An 18,801-nucleotide genomic window follows, 5' to 3' on the forward strand; every position below is an offset into this window, starting at 1 on the left:
CCGTCATGTGAGGGTACAAAGCGTAGTTCTGGAAAACCATGGCTATGTCGCGGTCTTTTGGCGGAATGTCATTTACAAGTTTGTCGTCAATGTACATTTCACCGGATGTTATTTCTTCAAGGCCCGCTATCATCCTTAATGTGGTGGTCTTTCCGCAGCCTGACGGCCCTACAAGGATTAAAAATTCCTTGTCTTCACATACAATGTTCGCGTCCTTAACAGCTGTCACGTTTCCGTACTTTTTCCAGATGTTTTTTAATACAACTCTTGCCATAAATAGACCTCCACGAGGATTTTTTAGATCTGACGGGCAGAAGCCTTAAACTCATTCCAACACCCGCAAGAAAATTTGATAGTATAATAACACTTTATAAGTATTGTGTCAAATAGTTAGGCGGAAAGACGGCAGCTAAGCAGCTAGGCAGCTAGGCAGCTCGGAGGGTCAGAGGGTCAGAGGGTCAGAGGGTCGGTTTAGTAATGGTAGCCGCACCCTTTAGGGTGCGTTGTTTAATGTTATTCCCTGTCCTTGTAAGGGACGTGCTCCCGCGCGTCCCGTGTATTTGATTTATATAATCATAAAAAATACAAATAACAAAACCCGGACAGCGCAGGAGCGCTATCCCTACAAATACATAAACATAACTGCACAACACAAAAAACATATTATCCCCCGGTAAAAAACATGGTATATTATACCTAATTAAATTTCAGGAGGCGTTTATGAAAAGAATAGCCTTAATAATAGCATCGGCAATACTCCTTGTTTCCTGCGCTGCCAACAAGGGCATAACCGTAAGGGACGACCGCGGCAATTTCACTGTGCCCCTTACAAAACCATCTTACAATTATACCATCTCCGGATCCGACAAGGTTTACACGCAGTCATCCTGCGGGGATAAAAGAACAGCGCCGGACAACAAACCTGTTGTTTACGCTTCCCCGGTTCAGGACATAATAATTGACGGGATAAAAAATGAAATTTTTTCCACTGAGCCCGTCACAATAACATCCAAAAACGGCGATTCCGTAATATATTTAGGCACCGGCAGCGGCGGGCTTTATGTGTTCGCGGACATTACGGATAAAACACCGGGCATGAATAACAACAAAGGCAAAGATATTAAAAACGGCGACGCGCTTGAAATTATATTTTCCACCGCGCTTCCCGAACCCAACCGCACCATATTGGGCGTCCACGACCACAGGGTTGCCATTAAAGCTTCGGAAAATCCTGAAGGTTACAGTTATAGCCTTGATGCGCCTCTTGACCGCGGGAAGTATTTTTATAAAAAGAACAAAAGCGGCTATACCCTTGAAGCCATTATCCCCTGGCATAATTTCAAAGTGGGCTGCCTTTGCGGAATAAAAAACAGAAACCTTTCATTTGATATAGCGGTAATAGACGCGGATAAAAATTCCCTGCCTGTTAAGATATATCCATGGTCAAAGAAAGACGATTACAGGGTAAACCCGTCAAGATGGGGATATGTTTTTATAAGGCTTTAAGGACGGCGGCTGGGCAGCTGGGCAGCTGGGCAAAATTAAGGCAACCGGCGGCTCGGCGGAGGATTTGGGTTTGGCAGACGCGGGTCTTTCCAGGCCGTCGCAACAAAAAATCTGCTATAGCGGAGCTGGCAGCCCGCGCGGTTTGTATTTTAAACACAGTGTTTTAAGCTATAGCGAAACATTATTTTAAAGTTTTCGCTTATGCTTATTGCTTAACTGCCTATAGCTTAAACTTTTTTATGCCCAGCTGCAGTCTTTCCGCTTCTTTCAAAACATCCGATACTTTTATCTTTTTAAGGCAGTCATAATGGCCGTACCTGCACTGCTTTTCAAAGCACGGCGAGCAGTCAATATCTGAAGAAATTACGCGTGATTTTTCTGACAACGGCCCTGTCCACTGATATGAAGTAGAGCCGAATATTGCCAGAAGCGGTACGTTCAAACCGTCGGCTATGTGCATTAAACCGCTGTCATTGCCCGCAAAAAACAATCCATTTTTTATAACCGCGGTTATTTCCTTAAGGTTTGTCCTGCCCCTTAAATCAATTATCCTTTTATCATCAACCGAAAATTCAAATTCCCTGTCCATTGGCGTCCCTGCCAGCGCTATTTTCAGGCCCCTGTGCCTTTTTAACAGCGCGCGTGCCAGGTCCGCCCACCTGTCCAGCGGCCACATCTTAGCAGGCCCGTACATTACAAACGGCGCAAGCACGCAGTATTTTGTATTCTTTAATATTCCAAATTTATGAAGCGCGGCCTTTTCTTCTGAACTGTCCGTAAATATTTCCTGACGGGCTGCAGAAAAATCAAAAGAAGGCGACAGCAGGTACAATATCTGTTTAAATTCTTCCGTTATGTGCAGCGCGGCGTGTTTTTTATCGCGTTTATACCTTAAATTAAGAAACAGCCCGTCTTCGGCAAAGCCCGCCCTTTTCTTAATTGACGCCCTTTTAAGCATAATACCGGACGACAGCGAAGGCGTAAATGCGGCGGCGCAGTTTACATTTTCTTTTTTTACCGCCGTTACCGCGGCTTTTACCGACGCGGAATCATTTTTATCAAATACTATAAGTTTATCTATATCGGGGTTATTTTCAAAAACAGGCGCACCGCCTTTATCCGACAACACCACAACTTTTTTAAACAGCATTTTAGCGGGCTTAATCATTGCCGTAAACATTACCGCGTCGCCTATCCAGTTGGGCGACCTTAAAAGTATCCCCTGCCCTTTGCCTTTTTTGCGCTCTTCCCACATCTTTGAAAACTTCACAAATTCAGAAAAACCGCTGTACACACACAGGATAAACCCCTGCAAACCGTCTGCAAACCCCGCTTTTAAAAAATACATCCTGAAAAACTTTATAAAGGGAGATAATACCATTCTAAGTAACAGGAATTTTTTCTGTTTTGCCTCTGCCTGAAGGGTGGTGTAGGTGTTAAGTTTGGAAAAATACGAAGTGCTGTCCGGATATGAATAGTGATAAAGCGGGGCGTCTATCCTGCCGGGCGCCCCGTTTAATTTTATGCTTTCGTGTATTGTCCTGCCGTCATATCCGCCGGATTTCTTCTTAAACAGCCTAAGCTGATAATCTTTGCCCCATCCGCAGTGCTTTATCTGCCTGCCAAGGAAAAAAGTATCCCTTTTTATAACATATCCGGGCACAACAGTATTTTTAATTTTGCTTTTTATCTCTTCCGCCAGCGCCGGCGATACTTCTTCATCCGCGTCAATTACAAACACCCATTCATATTTTGATTTTGACAGGCAGAATTGTTTGATATCCGAAAAGCCGGAAAAAGTTTTTTTATAAACGCGCGAAGTGAATTTACGGGCTATTTTTTCCGTTTGATCGGTTGTCCTGGAATCAAGCGTGACTATTATTTCATCCGCAAAAGAAAGGCTTTTTAAGCAGCGCGCGATATTTGCCTCTTCGTTAAACGCCGTTATGTTGGCAGATATTTTCATGCTACTCCGGATGGTGATGGGCGGAAATATGGGTTCTTATGCTTTCCAGAACTTTGCTTACAGGTACAGAATCAACCGCACCGTCAAGAGTGGACAGCACTTCATGGCCCGTGCCTGACGGTTTGTTATTTTCCGGATCCCCGCCCCCCCATATGGCAATCACATTTGTAAACGGCGCGGCAAGGTGCATATAATCGGTCTCGTTTGTCACAAAACACGAAAGATACCTTGAAACCGCGGCAATTTTCATATAATCATAAGTTTCTGCATCCACGCATTTATTCTTTGTTATATGCATAAATTCCTTAAACATACCCGACTCTTCTTTATGATGAAACGCGATAACCGTGCAGTTTTCCTGCTCCGTTAAAATTGAAACCACCTGTGAAAATTTATTAAAAGACCACCTTTTGTTGCGGTCGTGGCAGGTGGGATGAATGCCTATTACCGGCCTTTCGCAGTTGATATTTTTTTCCTGAATAAACCGCGCGGCATACTGCTTGTCTTCCTGTGAGATTCTTAAGCGCGGGTTAAAGTCATACGAATTGGCGCCGATGTAGCGTACAAGGCTCATGTATTTAATTATCTTGTGCTGAAGCTGCCCTATCGTCCTTAAAGAAAGGTTATACACCGAATTAAACAGCTTGTCCGGTTTTTTTGGCTCTGTGGTAAGTTTTGCTTTTGCCGTAATAACCAGGCCAAAAAATATTTTATAAAAGAAAGCGTCTTCAAAACATATAAACAGGTCATATTTTTCCCTGCACACTTCATACATGGATTTTAAAAGTGTTTTTATTCCGGTGGATTTGACAAAACTTACGGCCGGGCAGGCAGATGCTATTTTTTTAGCCCCGTCAGTTGTAATTACGGTTATTTCGCCTTCGGGCGCAAGGGCTTCTTTAAGGGCGTTAAGCGCCGGCGTGGCAAGAATAAAATCTTCAATATGGCGCGGCGCGAATATAATCACCCTTTTCATCTCTTTAAGGTTAAGTTGCTTGGGATGAGTTATTTTCATCTTCTCTTTGGCTTTTTTATAATCAAAAACCTTTGCCATTAATTACCGCCGTTTTTGCCGCGGATAAAAGCAGAAATCTTTGCCGATATCCCTTCCGCGGTTATTTTCTTCATGCATTCAAAGGTGCCTATAGGGCATTTATTTCCGCCATGAAGGCTGCATGGCCTGCACGCAAGGCTTCTTTGAAATATTGAAAATACAGGCCGTGTAATAAAACCGAATTCACTTACGGTGGGTCCTAAAAATATAAAAGCCGGAATGCCGTTCATTGCCGCGGCATGCGCGGCAACAGTATCATTTCCTATAAACAAATCCGTTTTTCCCGTTTCCCTTACCATCTGAACAAGCGAAGTTTTCCCTATTAAGTTCTTTATCTTCCCGCCTTTAATATATAGTATCGGGTCATTTTTTGCAACCTCGTCTTTTACCCCGGTAATTGTTATGGAACTTATTTTTTTGTCCATGGCAAGCAGTTTAACAAGGCTTCCGTAATACGGCCACCTTTTCAGCGGCCACCTTGCGCCGGTATGTATAAGCACCTTTATTTTATCCTTTTTCTTTACGCGGGGCGCTAAAAAAGCGCCGTTTAAATACTTATCCGGTATGACGCCTTTAAGCGCGTTTAAATACCTGCGCGCAACCGGTGTGTTTTTGCCAAAGTACAGTTTGAAAAGGACAAAAACCCTTCTTGCGATAATGTCTTTGGAATATGTTTTCTTTATATCAGCTTTAAGCGCAGACGCAATAGCCCCTGATTTGGGATTATTCTGAATATCTATGACAGCGCCATATTTTATTTCATGAAGTTCTTTAATCAGCGCGCCAAGCCCGCCCTTTTGCAGCCTGAAAATCTTATCCGCGCCAAGCTGTCCGGCTAAATCAGCAAACTGCGCTTTGACCGCCATGTGCACTTCACAGCCCGCGTCTTTTAACGCCTTAACGGTTTTATGCGCGGCAAGAATATCGCCGGCGGAACTTAAACGGATAAGAAGTACTTTCATCCTATTTTCAGCCTTTTTTCAAGTTCTTTTGAGTTTTTAATAAGCATCCCTATTTTAAGCGCGTAAACCCTTTTGTCGGTTATAAATTTTCTGTTTATTTTAACTTCATCCTTTTCCGTTGTAATTAAATACTGCGTGCCGGTCCTTTCAAGAAGGCCCATAAAACCCTGCAGTTCTTTTTTTGTAAACCTGTGATGGTCGCGGAACCTTATGCTTAACATGATATCCGCACCAAGCGCTTTAATTGTCTTTTCAAAACCTTCCGGATTGCCCAGGCTGGAAAACAGCATGACTTTTTTCCCGGATATAAAATTCAACCCTTCTTTATCCCCGTTTATTATATTGTAAAAATATTTAGGGTTATGTTCGGCTTCAAACACTTTTATATTTCTGTTCAGCGCGGATATTTTGTCGCTAAGTTTTATAACTTTATTATAATCATCAGCCAGGTTTACGTTGGTAATGACAACCGTATCCGCCTGTTTTAACGCCTTAAACGGCTCGCGTAAAATACCTGCAGGAAAAAGATTTCCGTTGCCCGCGGGGTCAAGCGCGTTTACAAGTACCACGTTATGCTGTTTTTCCATTAAATCCCTTTTCTGAAAACCGTCATCCAGAAGGATAAAATCCGGATTAAACCGCGCCATCGCGTAATCAATACCTTTTAATTTATTGCCGCTTACCACCACTTTGGCGCCGGGTATAGCCCTGGCAATCATATACGCTTCGTCGCCTGCATAAAGGCTGTTTAACAGTATTTTCTCGCCGTCAGAAACCAGTTCAATATTTTTATTTTTTCTGCGCTTATAACCTTTTTCAACAATAACAAGGTTTTTGCCGTTCTTTATTATTTTCTTCCCTATCTCTTCCGCAAAAGGCGTTTTTCCCGTGCCGCCAACCGTAATATTGCCCACTGATATTACCTTTCTCCCGAACTGTTTTTTCTTTATTAATCCCGAACCTGTTATTATATTTTTTATTGAAAGCCCGATATAATACAGAAAAGAAACAAACAGAAGAAATACCAAAAACAAAAACTGCGGCAGTGTTTTTTTCCCTTTAGATACTGCCTTAGCCCAAAAAGTATCAACGCCCATTAATTTCCGCCTTATTATTCAAATTTTCAAGCAGGATTTCATTTATAATTAATGCGGTTGTAGCCGCGGTCCCTTTAAAAGCTTCAATTGCTTCTTTTCCTTTTTTTCCCATATCCATTGCTTTGTCCGGATTATCATACAGAAAGTTAAGTTTTTCCGCAAGCTGTTCGGGCGAATCATCAATCATAAACGCGCCGCCCGCTTTTACAAAGCGCTGCGAGGTGTCTTCAAAATTAAACATATTACGCCCCATAATTACAGGAAGGCTGTTTAACGCCGCTTCCATCGGGTTATGCCCGCCAAACGGCTTAAAGCCGCCGCCTATTATCGCGTAGTCGCCGGACTTATAAATATACTGCAGTTCCCCTATTGTGTTTACCACAATGGCGTCATAAAACAGCACCGCTTTATAATTCTGGACTTCCGTCCACCGCACGTGGGTCATGTTTTCCGCGTCAAGTATCTGTTCCGCAATTTCCACCCTGTCAAGATGCCGCGGAGCTATTATAAGGCACGCTTTGCCAAGCAGGGATTTTTTAAAACCCTTAATCACGGTATATTCCTCGCCTTTTCTTATGCTTCCCGCCACCACTATTTTTCTGTTTTCACTTTTAGGAATCGCAATCTTTTTTTGCGTTTCAGTTTCCCCGCCGGCGCTGTATTTGGTATTTCTTATCATTATCATCTTGTCGCGCCGCACTCCCATCATCCTTAAACGTACCACCATTTTCTCGCTTTGCATCATAAGTACAGTAAATTTTTCTATGACAGCGCTGAAAAATCTTTTAAAGAACCTGTAAAAACTGTAACTTTTCTGGGAAATTCTCCCGTTAATAAGCGCCGAGGGTATTTTCATAGCATACAGCCTGTCCATTAAGTTGGGCCAAAGCTCTGTTTCAACCACCACCGCCATTTTCGGATTAATCTTCTTTATAAAAGGGCCGATTATAAAATTCAAATCAAGCGGAAGCAGGCACACATACAGCGCCCTGTCTTTCATAATTTCTTTCATCTTGTTTCTGCCGTTTATGCTGGTCGTGGTTATGACAACATGTACAGAGTCATTTATATTCATAAATTCATTAATAACAGGTATAAGCGCCTGTGTTTCCCCGACAGACGCCGCGTGAAACCATATTATGTTTTTGCCTTTAATTCCGTTTAAAGTTTCTTTATCCATAAAGCCCAGCCGCTGTAAAAAACCACGCCTGAATTTTTTTCCAAAAAGGAGCACAAATGGCAAAAAAGGAATAATTATTAAAATCAGCAGATTTAATATTAAATTATATACAAACATCATTTTAAAAGCCCCAGTATTGCCGCGGCTGTCTTATTGGACGGTTTATGGTTTGTATCAAGGCTGCCTACAGCTTTTTTAAGGGATGCTTTTATGGATACGCTGTATTTTTTATCAGTAATTATCCTTATAATTTCTTCCGCAACCGGTTCCGGTTTAAAATTATGCTGTAAAAACTCCCTGACAAGTTCTTTTTCCGCGATTATATTCGGAAGCGCCGCGTACTTTGCCGTAAGCATGGGCTTAATCATCATGAACGTCAGAGAATTTACCCTGTAAACCACAGCCATAGGAATGCCCATCATTGCAAGTTCAAGCGTGGTGGTTCCGGATTTTGCAATAGCCGCGTCAAGGGCCGCCCTTGCCGCGTAATCTTTGCCGTCCTTATATTCAATTACAAGGCCCTTATAACCGGAAAGCCTGCCCTGAATGAATTCCCTGTCTGCTTCTGACGCCAGAAAAACAGTAAACTTAACTCTCTTAACCTTTTGCTCCGTTAAGCTGCACGCTTCAAGAATGGGCCCTATAAACTGTTTAATTTCATTTTCCCTGCTCCCCGGAAATATGCCTACGTTATATACTTTGCCTGATTTATTTTTGGTTTTTTTAACCGCGGGTATCATCTCTTTTAACGGATGGCCGAAGTACCTGACATTAATTCCTTCTTTGGCAAATATCTTCTCTTCAAACGGGTAAACCACCACACAAAGGTCGGTGTACTTTTTAATTTTGAATATCCTTTTATATTTCCACACCCATACCTGCGGCGTGATGTAATAAACTATTTTTTTTACGCCAAGCGCCCTGGCGTCTTTGATAAGTTTAAGATGAAAACCCGGATAATCTATCACCACCAGCGCGTCCGGTTTTTCCAATTTTATTATTTCAAGCGCCCTGTTATAAACGCCTATTATGCTTTTAAGTTTTTTTACCACTTCAATAAACCCGACCAGCGCGAATTTAGTCAGTTCAATTTTAACATCCACGCCGGACGCCGCCATTGCCCTGCCGCCAAAACCGATTATATTTGCGCCGCGGTTTTTCTTTTTAAGCGCGCGCGCCAGAAGCGCGCCGTAATTATCGCCGGAAGCTTCTCCGGCGGAGATTAATATTTTCAACCTTACACCTTCATTTTTCGTGACTTTTTGGCAATCTGATTTTCTATTTCAAGCACCACTTTTAAAGCTTCAAACGCTTCCAGCGCTGTTACCGCAGTCTTTGCGCCTGTCTTTACGGAATTGATGAATGATTTTAATTCCTTGGCCAGATTTTCCTCGTCATTTTCCAGCGGATAAGATTCAAGAAATGTCATGTCTGACCATGATATCTGCCTGTCAGAAGAAAGGTTTTCCGCCACCTTGTACATTTTTATACTCTGCCTTACGTAATCAATTGACATATAAGCGTTGTTTTCAAACACCCTTATTTTTCTTAACCTTCTTGGGCTTACCCTGCTGGCGGTGACATTTGCCACAGCCCCGTTTGCAAATTCAAGCCTTACGCTTGCCATATCAGTGCTCTTTGAAAGCACCGGCACGCCCACCGCGTCAATTTTTTTCACTTTGGAATTCACAAGTTTCAGAATTATGTCTATGTCATGTATCATCAAGTCCAGAACCACGCTTACATCCAGGCTTCTTGCGGTAAACGGGCCAAGGCGGCTTGCCTCTATAAGGATGGGAATCTTTTTCATTTCCTGCATTTTCTTTATGGCATCATTAAAGCGTTCTATATGCCCGACCTGAAAGACAAGATTTTTATGTTTCTTATGTAATAATAACAATGCCTGTGCCTCTTTTAAAGTGGCTGTCATTGGTTTTTCAAGAAGGACGTTTATTCCGTTTTCAAGGAAGAATTTCGCCACTTTGTAATGATAAGTGGTCGGGACCACAATGCTGACCGCGTCCACCTTATCAAGTATCTTTGTGTAATCGGTAAAAAACTCCGCGCCGTATTTATCCGCAATTTCTTTTGCCTTTTCATTAACATCGGCGATGCAGGTAAGTTTTACCCCCGGTATTGCCGCGTAATTTCTTGCATGATGCTGCCCAAGGCTGCCGGCGCCTATTACGCCCACCCTGATTATATTTTCCATTATTAAGCCTCCTGAATACTTTTTTTGTATCTTTCCATCGTCCTTTTGGTGCACTTAACTTTTAACTTTAAAGTTTCATCCGTGTTCACCCTTGAAAGCACCACCGCTTCATCATAAAATATCGCGGCAAGCCCCGCCGCTTTATGAGGGATATCAATTTCCGCGGATATATAATCTTCTGAAACCAGTTTTTCTATCTCTGCCAATAACCTTTCAATGCCCTCGCCTGTTTTCGCGGAAATATAAATATCCGACGAACGCGACGTTATAAACTTTCTGCGCTCGCCGTCCAGCAGGTCGCATTTATTCCAAACTTCAATTATTTTTTTGCCTTCAAACGCGCCTATTTCACGCAGGATGGAATTAACCGTTTCTTTGTGTTTTACGGCGTCCGCGTCGCCGGCGTCAATTATGTGCAGAATTATGTCCGCGTCCCGCACTTCTTCCAGCGTGGCCCGAAAAGCGGATACAAGCTGGGTGGGAAGGTTCTTAATAAAGCCCACAGTGTCGCTGAAAAGCACCCTGTAGCCCGCAGGAAGCCTGAATTGTTTAACTTTGGGGTCAAGCGTGGCAAACAGTTTGTCTTCGCTTAATTTGCCCGCGTTTGTCATGCTGTTTAAGAACATTGTCTTGCCAGCGTTTGTATAACCCACCAGGGCTATCTGCGGTACAGGCACGCTTCTGCGCCTTTCCCTCTGCCTCTCCCTGCTGTCTTTTACGCTTTCAAGGCTCTCTTTAATTTTCTGTATCCTGCCCCGTATCTTTCTTATATCTGTTTCAAGTTTGGTTTCACCCGGGCCTTTGGTGCCAATTCCGCCGCCAAGCCTTGACATTGAAACGCCGTGCCCTGTAAGCCTTGGCAGAAGGTAGTTAAGCTGCGCGAATTCCACCTGCAGTTTGCCTTCGCTTGTCTGCGCCCTTGCCGCAAAAATATCCAGAATAAGCTGGGTTCTGTCTATCACCCTTTTTTCGGTTATCTTTTCCAGGTTTCTTACCTGTACCGGCTTTAACTGTCCGTCAAAAACTATAAGGTCAACAGTATCCTTATAATTTAAGGCAATTTCTTCAGCTTTTCCGCCGCCTATATAGAAAGCTGGCGAAATCACAGGACGTTTTACGATGACCGTATCAATAACCGTCCCGTTCGCGGCGCTTATAAGTCCTTTCATCTCTTCTATATCTGATTCTATCGCGCTATACTGCTGCGGCTCCGCTGCTTTTACCAGAAGAACGCGTTCTTTATCAGCACGATTAACCGTCATAGGCGTTGCAGCCCGCTTTTGTTTTGTTTCAGAAACAGCGATTTTATATTACCTCCATAAAATTATTTAATTATACTATATTAAAGGGTTTAAAATACAGTATTTTTAAGGGCATAAGGGGTGATTTAAAGGTTATTTAAGGTTCTGAAGGACAGACGCGGCTGTCGCGTTTTTAGGGTCAAGAGACAGCGCCTTTTGCGCGTATTCCCTTGCCTTTAACTTATCGTTTTTCGCAATATAAATAAAAGCGATATTTGAATACGCCACTGATGAATAAGGGTTAAAACGTATCGCGCCACGCCAAGCTTTTTCTGCCTGTTCCATTTTTCCAATCTGATAATAAGCAAGCCCAAGATTAATATAGGCGCCGTCCGCAGCGTAAAAAAACAGCCCATTTTCATAAAACATCGCAGCCGCAGGGTTATACCCTGCCTGCCTTAATCCATCCGCAAGGGCAAAATACGCGTTGGCATAGTTCTGATAAACAAGCCTTTTGGTAAATTCATCAACCTTTAATGGTTTGTCCGTTATCCCCCTGAAAGAATAAAGCTTAATGACATTATCGCTTATCACTTTATTTCTCTCTTCAAACAGTATTTTTTCCGTAACACCATGCGGTTGCGGCCTTAAGCCGCTTACCCACTGCTGGGTGAAGACATTGGTGTAATACACTCCCCTTGCCGAATTAAGATTTGCCGCGGCCATAATATCCGCGGCCATATCCCCGGATGGTTCAGGAACATTTACCCTTCCCGGGTAATTCTGTTTAAGCTGGTTTCTGTACCACTTATACTGAAAGACAACCGGAATAACAGGCACATAATTGCTTTTATCCACCAGCGTGGAATAAATTGCCGCGCCAATATTCATATCGCCTTCGCAGAACAGGACAGCGCCGGGATTTAAAGTCTTTTCAAGATTTTTTGAATAGTCGTAGCCCACAAAGTACCTGCCATAGTCCGGCCTGTTAATCACGGCAGGCACCAGTAAAATAACAGCAAACAGCAAAACCGTTGCCCTGGTGTCTTTTATCTTTTTAAAAATCCAGAAAATAAAAAAACCGCCAAGCATCGCGGAAAACATATTCGCGGATACCAGATAAGTTTTTATAAGCCATTCGGTTTTTGCCGGCGGGGTCGCCACGCTTATTACGCTTATAAGAAGGAAAAACCAGGCAAAAAAGAGAAAACCCGTTTCTTTTTTATATCTTTTGAAATATAAAAACATGCCGGGCAGAAATATCCATCCCATCAGGAACGGTAGTTCTTTAAATGAATAGTTGGCAATATAATACTTAAGCAGGTTTAATGTGTCGGTGATTGTATGCTTCTGTTCCAGCCCGGCATACTGCGCCCTGCTTAAAAGCCAGTAAAGGTCTTTTAATGTTTTGGTATCACCCCACGCGTAAGCCGGCGGCGCCGCGCTGCGTATAAACACAAAGATATAAACCGACGCCCCAACAGAGAATAACGCCGCTGCTGTAAGAAGCAATTTTATGTTAAGTTTTTTTCTCTCAAAAAATAAGAATAACAGTATCGCAGGGGCAATTGCAGCCATGCTTGTCCAGTGGTTTCCCATTGATATACCATAAACAAACGCAAAGGCGTAAAAATATTTTTTGCCCCTGTCCATATTTATAAGCAGCCAGAAACACAACGCCATAAAAAAAGCGTTCATGGAATAGATTCCGCCCTTTGCTATAATCCCCTGCAGCCAAGCGGTTTCACCAAACAGGTAAAGCGCCGATGATGCAAGCGCTGCGAAATCGGCCTGAATTTCATCCGTTTTATCCGCGGCGTATTTTCCAAAAATCTTTCTTAAAGATAAGAAAATTAAAAACCCCGCAAGAAGGTTAAAAAACACCGCCATAAGATTCGCCTTAAACGCGGTATTTCCATACGGCAATAACGTAAATATTTTTCCGGTAAGCGTGCTTAAAGGATAACCGGGCGGGTGCTGTATGCCAAGCGTGTAATAAGCAGCCGCGGTTTCGGGGCTGTCATCGGAATTATATGAAGGCGGCACGCATAGAACATAAAATACGGCTATGGCGGCAAAGAAAAACGCTATAACGTAATTCCTTTTCATTCATGCCCCCTTTGCCTTATAAAGCAGTATAAAGAACCGGACAAAAGCAGAATAATTGATACCAGTGATAAAATAAAAGAAACAGTCACAATTACGGGCTTGAAAATAAGTGTTATATTATTTTCTCCGGCTTCCACTTTTACCGCCCTGAATGTGGAATTGGCCCTGTACAACGGTTTCTTAATCCCGTTAACCAAAGCCGTCCACCCCGGATAATAGCTGTCATTTACCACGGCATAACCGGGGCCGGGCGCCACAACTTTTATGTCAAGCCTGTTTAACCCCGCCGGTTTTAACTTTATATTTAAAGTTTTTATATCCACGTTTACTTTTTGGGAATTATTTTCACGGGCCTTTTCTTCAAGATAAAGCACCTTTAACGGATTAAAATCAAGGCCTTTTAAACCTTCATATATTTCACTTTTATCATTGGTATAATGTATTTTAGGCGATAAGGGCACGTAATAAACCCTGTTTACCCTGTTTGCATTTTCATAAAGCCCTGTTTCACCCCTGAATACTTCACTGATATATCTGCCGTTGATCTTAGGAATACCTGCAATGTATTTAATGGAAAACAGAGAAAAAGCAGGCGCTTCCCAGGGTTTATCCATTGTAGAAACAATACTGCGGAACCCGGCAAATGAAGCAATTTCAAGCGAATCAAAACCGTCTGCGTTAAGGATATTAAAAGGCATAGGAACATTCGGAGAAAGCTTGTCCTTGCTGATATAAAGTAATTCTTTGCCGTCATAAGTTTGATTTCCCTCCTTTAACCCTCCTACTTCACTGGGCGCAAGCAGCCTTAAACGTCCGGATGTAATATCACTGTCATTAAGAAGATGATTTATGGTCCCGGTACGGGCTTTAACATCACCGAACCTTTGAAAATAGTCATATCCCGTGGCTTGATATGAAAATACCGCGGCGCAGGCGATAAAAAGCATTAAAATAGGGGCGTATCTTTTTAATACAAAACCTTCCCTGTTAATAAAAATAAGAACAGCCATGCCGCAGGCATAAGCCGTATAAACAAGAAACTGATATATCAAAACGTTATAATCCTCTACAAGGTCATAAACGCTCTGAAAATCAGCCAAAGGCATAAAAGTTTCTTTATATACCTTTAATAACGGTTCTTTGAAAACCGATGCGGATATATAAACAAGCAGCAGAATCAGCGCGAAAATATTTAAAAAAAAGGCAAATTTCTTTACTTTTTTCCCGTCCCCTCCCGCGGCAATATCAAAACCTATTCCGGCCATAAGGCACAAAACAAAATACAGTATAACGTTTATTTTTGACCCGTATCTCATAGTCTTCATTATGGGCATAATTTCATATAATTTTTCAAAAAACGGCAATCTGCCCAAAAAAACCAAAAACAATGACACAGTAAAAATAACCATCAGAAAATTTTTAAACTTTTTATCTTCCATTTTAACAGCCGCAAGCACAAACAGCAGCAGCGCCGCGATACCAATATCAATACGCCCCATCCAGTTTAAAAAAGACGATTCCACCCCAAATTTATGAGAAAGAAACGGGAAGAAAAAAGAAATCATCTGTTCAAATCCCGCATAACTCTGCCTTACAATTTCCATATTATACCCCTGCCCCGCGCGCTTTGAATTAAGTACAAATTCCAACGTTGGCAGCAGCTGCGCCGCTACAATTGCGGCTAAAATAATATTAATAATAAAAAAACCGGCAAAAGGCCCCGGTTTTAACTTTATGGATTTCTTAGATTCATAAATGTAAAAAAGGGCGAATATGATGTAAACATATATAAAGACCTGCGGGTGCCCTCCTAAAAAAGACAATGAAAGCGCGGCAGATGAAAAAAACAGATCGTGCACCATACCGTTTCTAAGCCACCGGATGGAAAAATACACGGCAGCGGGCGCCCAGATAATTGTGTGAAGGTCGGCAAGTTCAACTGTTCTGACAGTCATATAAAAAGAAAACGCGAATAAGAATCCGCTTAAAAAAGCCCCTTTATCGCTTACGCCGTATAGCTTAACTGTTTTAAACATAAATACAGCTGCTATGAAAAAAGCCAGCATTGTCTGTACTTTAAAAGCAATATCAAAAGGCATTAAGTAATAAAAAATGTTTAAAGGATAGAAGACTGCGGACTGCATGTTTGCCATAAGCGGATTGCCGCAGAATAAATATGGATTCCACAGGGGAACTTCTCCTGATTGTACGGCCGATGCCGCAAGTTCCCTAAAAGGCATAAAATAGTAGAGAAAATCCATCCACACTGCAATATTAGAGGATATATTTTGTTCAAAAAAAACAAAAAATGAGGCTGCCAGATATAACAGCGGGTAAATAAAGCGCTTTAAATTAATTCCCGGCCATGACAAGGAGCATCTCCCTTATCATTTTCGCGACAAATACGGACGAGGCCCCCATTGGGTCATATTTTGGCGAAAGCTCGTTGATATCTGCCGCCACTATGTTTTTAAGGCCCGAGAAACCCTCTACAGCCCTTAAAAAGTCCTTATAAGACAAACCGCCGGCTTCGGGCGTGCCTACTCCGGGTAAGAATCCGGGGTCTATTACATCAACATCTATAGAGATATAAACGGGTGAATTTTTTATGGTGTCCATTACATTAAGAAATTCTTCCATATTAGGGTCGCAGAGTATCCTGTTGTCCCTGATATAAGCCATTTCCTGTTTCTCAAATGACCTGATGCCAAACATAAAAATATTTTCTGTGCCTATCATTTCACAGATACGCCTTGCCGGCGTTGAATGCGAAAGTTTATTGCCGTCGTAATTGTCCCTAAGATCGGCATGCGCGTCAAAATATACAACCTTTAATCCCGGGTGTTTCTTAAAATATGATTTTACAAGAGGATAAGTAATAAGGTGTTCACCGCATACATACAGCACCTTTTTTCCTTTTTCAATAAACGATTCGGCGTAAGCTTCCATTTCCGTTACCGCTTCTTCGGGTTTCTGCGACGCAAGCACAAGATTGCCGGCATCGGCAATTTTATGGTCGGCGATATCATCAAAACGGTCGGGAGAAAATGTCTCTATAGAATCAGAATATGCCCTTGCGCTGTCGGGGCCTTCTTCTGACCCGTGCCTGAAAGTGGAAGTAACATCATAAGGTATTCCCGCAAGCACCACTTCGGCCGCGGCTATATCGTCATTACAACCTACAAAGTTTACTTTTTTCTCTGTTTTCATTTATTTTTCGCCTTTTTACCCTTCACTTCAATGACGCTTTTGCCCGTCTTAATAAGGTCCTGCACAAACTTAGGCAGGGCAAGCGCGCCCATGTGCAGTTCGGGCGTGTAGTATTTTGTATTTAACTTTCCTGATTTTTTATTTCTGATTTTGTCGGGAGTGATTGAATCTGAACCAAAGGTGAAGCTCCAGCACCCTGACGGGTATGTGGGGATGTGCGCCAGATACATTGCCGAGTTTTTAAACGTATTTTTAATTTTGTTGTGCCCTCTTAAAAGGAATTCAGCGTCATAAAACGGGTCTTCAGTCTGGGCTACCATACAGCCGCCGGGCTTTAAAGCTTCCTTTACGTTATTATAAAATTCCATAGTGAAAAGCCCTTCGCCGATATCAACAGGGTCCGTGGAATCTATAATTATTACATCGTACTCTTTTTTCTTATTTTTGATGAATTCACATCCGTCAGAAAAACAGTAATTAACCCTTTTGTCGCCCACCCAGTTTACAAGCCCTTTATGATATTTCAGCGCCGCTTTAAACACTTCGTCATCAATCTCCGCGAAATCAACCCTTTTAACTGTTTTATGCCTTAACACTTCCCTTACTGTGCCGCCGTCTCCGCCGCCTATTACAAGAATGTCCTGCGGATTCGGGTGTGAGTAAAGCGGAACGTGGACAATCATGTCATGATACACAAACTCTTCCATATCGGTTAACATAAAACAGCCGTCAAGCGCCATTAAATTTCCGCAGCCCTCTGTTTCAAACTCTTCTAACAGCTGAAATTTTGTCTTTTTTTCAAAAAGTTTTTTCTTTATCTTGTAGCTGAACATAGTGCGGTGCCATGGTTCATGCGCCCACTTGCTGCCTGTTATTTTTTTCATCAGCTTACCACCATAATACAACAGCCGCGTACGCCGCGCCTGTATGGTTAACCTTGTGCTGTGAAGCTATGCTTTTGATTTCTTTAATTTTATACCCTCTTTTTTTCATTCCTTCTTCTGCCATCGAGCGCACAATTTTCTCTATTTCTTCTTTATGCCCCGCGCCGGAATATTCCATGATAAGGCCGTTTAATTTGGGGTTTTCAGGTATGGCCACGGCAACACCGGCTGATATCACTTCGCCTATAATTGTGCTTACTTTGCTTGCGTATGCCACAGGTACAAGCGCGCCAAGCGGAAGTTTTATGGGTTTGATAAGTTTGCTTGCCGGAGGAAGAATGGAGCTCATTCTTACAAGGTTTGTGTTGCCTACGCCCGCGTCAACAAGCGCGTTATCAAAAGCATTTAAAGGCGTCATACCTTCGTCGTGTCCGGCCACAAGGTAATATTTATCCGGTATTGTTGTTGTTATCCCGCACTGTCCAAAAGTTACTTCTTTTACGGCTTTAACAGCAGTTTTCTTCTTTGCAACAGCCTTCTTTTTTGCCATCTGATAAACTCCTTTAATATGAGTAATTAAAAAAATTTTAAGCCAAAGTAAATTTATATTACAGTAATCCCCCCGCAAAATCAATTGTTTTTATGCGGCCGAAAACACGCGCCGCCGTCTTAATTTAGAGGGACGGAGGGATATCGAGATTCGAGATTCGAAATTCGAAAATTAGATGAACACCTTACCGGGCTTGGGTGTATTTTTTCGGTGCGCGCCTACCACTACATACAATCAATAACAAAACAAAAAAATATCGAAATTCGAGATTCGAAAATTAGAAGATCACATACCGGGCTTGGGTGTGTTTTTTCAGTGCGCGCCGCCCTAACCTGCTATTTATTCGGCAGGAGCGGTTTAATGCCGCGCCGGCATGCAAGTATGTACCGCGAGTTCCCGATTGCCAATGAATTAACACACTTGTGATTTCAGGTTTGTTTGGATACAAGAACACCAATTTGCGGCGCGTACTGAAAAAATATACCCAAGCCCGGGAAGGCGGCAGCTCGGCAGGTCAGCAAAACCGAGGGACGGAGGGACATATACACGGAGGGACGGAAGTAAAGGTAAAAACAAATCAACTGCCGCGGGCTGAAGACCCGCGTCTACCACTGCAAATACAAACATAAATCAATTACAACTGCCGCGCCCTAAAGGGACGCGCCTACCACTGCATACATTCAATAACAAAACAAAAAAATATCGAAATTCGAGATTCGAAAATTAGATGAACACCTTATAATACAAACACAAAAAAAGCCCCGGAGCGTGTGCTCCGGGGCTTTGGATTACTTATCTGATACTACCTGCTAAGTTCAAGCAGCGTTACA

15 protein-coding genes are annotated in these 18,801 nt (G+C 42.5%); 1 reads left to right on the forward strand and 14 read right to left on the reverse strand.

The window, feature by feature from the left end; translation table 11 throughout:
* A partial coding sequence (locus tag CVV21_05900; protein PKL91554.1) for a sugar ABC transporter ATP-binding protein occupies positions 1–274 on the reverse strand: 274 nt, incomplete at its 3' end.
* Positions 275–720: 446 nt separating this feature from the next.
* Here CVV21_05900 and CVV21_05905 point away from each other — a divergent pair.
* A complete protein-coding gene (locus CVV21_05905) occupies positions 721–1,506 on the forward strand; it encodes a hypothetical protein (GenBank protein ID PKL91555.1) in 786 nt (261 codons plus the stop codon).
* A gap of 220 nt (positions 1,507–1,726) precedes the next feature.
* On the opposite strand, the gene waaF is transcribed toward CVV21_05905, so the two are convergent.
* The 13 genes from waaF to CVV21_05970 all read right to left on the reverse strand — a co-directional run bounded on the left by waaF (position 1,727) and on the right by CVV21_05970 (position 17,971).
* The gene (waaF, locus tag CVV21_05910) at positions 1,727–3,472 is read right to left on the reverse strand and encodes a lipopolysaccharide heptosyltransferase II (protein PKL91556.1); all 1,746 of its coding nucleotides are present in this window, start codon (positions 3,470–3,472) and stop codon (positions 1,727–1,729) included.
* 1 nt (position 3,473) lies between these two features.
* Positions 3,474–4,526 carry a hypothetical protein gene (locus CVV21_05915; GenBank protein PKL91557.1) on the reverse strand — a complete coding sequence of 351 codons (1,053 nt, stop codon included), beginning with the start codon at positions 4,524–4,526 and terminating at the stop codon, positions 3,474–3,476.
* Positions 4,526–5,488 (reverse strand): hypothetical protein, encoded by a 963-nt coding sequence (locus tag CVV21_05920; GenBank protein PKL91558.1) that lies wholly within the window; start codon positions 5,486–5,488, stop codon positions 4,526–4,528. The genes CVV21_05915 and CVV21_05920 overlap by 1 nt, the downstream gene beginning before the upstream one ends.
* Positions 5,485–6,585, reverse strand: a complete 1,101-nt coding sequence (lpxK, locus tag CVV21_05925; GenBank protein PKL91559.1) for a tetraacyldisaccharide 4'-kinase — start codon at positions 6,583–6,585, stop codon at positions 5,485–5,487. Before lpxK ends, CVV21_05920 begins: the two co-directional genes overlap by 4 nt.
* Positions 6,575–7,885: a hypothetical protein gene (locus CVV21_05930; protein ID PKL91560.1), complete on the reverse strand. Its 1,311-nt coding sequence runs from the start codon at positions 7,883–7,885 to the stop codon at positions 6,575–6,577. The genes lpxK and CVV21_05930 overlap by 11 nt, the downstream gene beginning before the upstream one ends.
* Positions 7,882–9,000: a lipid-A-disaccharide synthase gene (locus CVV21_05935; protein ID PKL91561.1), complete on the reverse strand. Its 1,119-nt coding sequence runs from the start codon at positions 8,998–9,000 to the stop codon at positions 7,882–7,884. The genes CVV21_05930 and CVV21_05935 overlap by 4 nt, the downstream gene beginning before the upstream one ends.
* Before the next feature lie 2 nt (positions 9,001–9,002).
* On the reverse strand, positions 9,003–9,977 hold the full coding sequence (locus CVV21_05940; GenBank protein ID PKL91562.1) for a hypothetical protein: 975 nt from the start codon (positions 9,975–9,977) through the stop codon (positions 9,003–9,005).
* Between the two features lie 2 nt (positions 9,978–9,979).
* Positions 9,980–11,239 carry a GTPase HflX gene (gene hflX, locus CVV21_05945; protein ID PKL91563.1) on the reverse strand — a complete coding sequence of 420 codons (1,260 nt, stop codon included), beginning with the start codon at positions 11,237–11,239 and terminating at the stop codon, positions 9,980–9,982.
* Between the two features lie 132 nt (positions 11,240–11,371).
* Positions 11,372–13,327: a hypothetical protein gene (locus tag CVV21_05950; GenBank protein ID PKL91564.1), complete on the reverse strand. Its 1,956-nt coding sequence runs from the start codon at positions 13,325–13,327 to the stop codon at positions 11,372–11,374.
* Complete coding sequence (locus CVV21_05955) at positions 13,324–15,699, reverse strand: hypothetical protein (GenBank protein PKL91565.1); 2,376 nt, start codon at positions 15,697–15,699, stop codon at positions 13,324–13,326. The genes CVV21_05950 and CVV21_05955 overlap by 4 nt, the downstream gene beginning before the upstream one ends.
* Entirely contained in the window at positions 15,680–16,537 is an 858-nt protein-coding gene (gene speB / locus CVV21_05960; protein ID PKL91566.1) for an agmatinase, read from the reverse strand. Before speB ends, CVV21_05955 begins: the two co-directional genes overlap by 20 nt.
* The gene (locus tag CVV21_05965; protein PKL91567.1) at positions 16,534–17,421 is read right to left on the reverse strand and encodes a spermidine synthase; all 888 of its coding nucleotides are present in this window, start codon (positions 17,419–17,421) and stop codon (positions 16,534–16,536) included. Before CVV21_05965 ends, speB begins: the two co-directional genes overlap by 4 nt.
* A gap of 4 nt (positions 17,422–17,425) precedes the next feature.
* Entirely contained in the window at positions 17,426–17,971 is a 546-nt protein-coding gene (locus CVV21_05970; GenBank protein ID PKL91568.1) for an arginine decarboxylase, pyruvoyl-dependent, read from the reverse strand.
* Between the last annotated feature and the right edge of the window lie 830 nt (positions 17,972–18,801).

It is taken from the genome of Candidatus Goldiibacteriota bacterium HGW-Goldbacteria-1 (genome assembly GCA_002839855.1).
Classification (GTDB): domain Bacteria; phylum Oederibacteriota; class PGYV01; order PGYV01; family PGYV01; genus PGYV01.